The organism is Streptomyces sp. WM6386 (assembly GCF_000972385.1).
In the GTDB taxonomy this organism is placed as follows: domain Bacteria; phylum Actinomycetota; class Actinomycetes; order Streptomycetales; family Streptomycetaceae; genus Streptomyces.
The window spans coordinates 1-841 of the sequence record NZ_JXTE01000279.1 but is presented as its reverse complement, the minus strand read 5'-3'; the positions used below and the strand labels follow the sequence as shown (position 1 = coordinate 841).

General features: G+C 74.0%; 1 pseudogene. It reads right to left on the bottom strand.

The window, feature by feature from the left end:
• Window positions 1-158: 158 nt before the first annotated feature.
• A pseudogene (locus TN53_RS41245) lies at window positions 159-841 on the bottom strand (glycoside hydrolase family 43 protein); the annotation flags it as partial.

Below are 841 nucleotides of genomic sequence, written 5' to 3'. Positions count from 1 at the left end.
GTGTACTCGTACCTGAAGAACGCCACCTCGATCGGCTCGGCCCCGAGGGGCGGCGGGACGAGCCAGGCCGTTCCGGCGGATTCGATCGGGGTCGTGCAACTGCGGCCCCGCACCGCCGGGTGATCGTGGCGAGCGAGGCCGCAATGGGCGGGTGCGCGTCACACAGCCCGCAGCTCGAACCAGTCGAAGGCCGCGCTGCCGCGGGGGGCGTACATGCCGAACACGCGGCCGGTGAAGCCGCCGGCGACCTCGGTGGTCAGATAGCGGCCGTCGAGCTCGGCGAGGACCTCGAAGTGCCCGGCTTCTGTCTCGTACCCGAGGCGAAGGCCGTCGGGGCCGCCACGGCGGAGGCCGGCGGCCGGGTCCTCCCCGTCCGTGCCTGTGTCGCGGGAGGTGACGGTGGGAGGCAGTACGTCGGAGGTCGTGACGTCCATCCGCAGGGTCAACGGGCCGGCCGGTACGGGCCGTTCGGCGACGGCGTGACACAGCGGCCCGATCCGCGCGACCGCACGCACCACCCCGTCGGCCACCTCGACCTCGTAGTGGTGCGCCTCGTCCAGTCGTACCGTGAGCCCGCCCCGGCCCCCTTCGCCGACCTCGATCAGTGTCCGCGCACTGCACTCGGGGTCGCGCTGGCGTCGTCCCACCAAGAGCGCACCGGGCCGGTCCAGCGTGTCCCCGCGGGCGTGCAGCACCAGGTGGCCGGGCCGCTCGTCGAGTCGCACGGCGTCCGGGTCCTGCCGTCGCAGTTGTACCCAGCAGGGGGCGAGGGCGGGGGAGTCGAAGTCGTCCCGGTCCGGCTCCGGCGGCAAGGAATGGGGGGGCAACTCCGGGGGGGGGG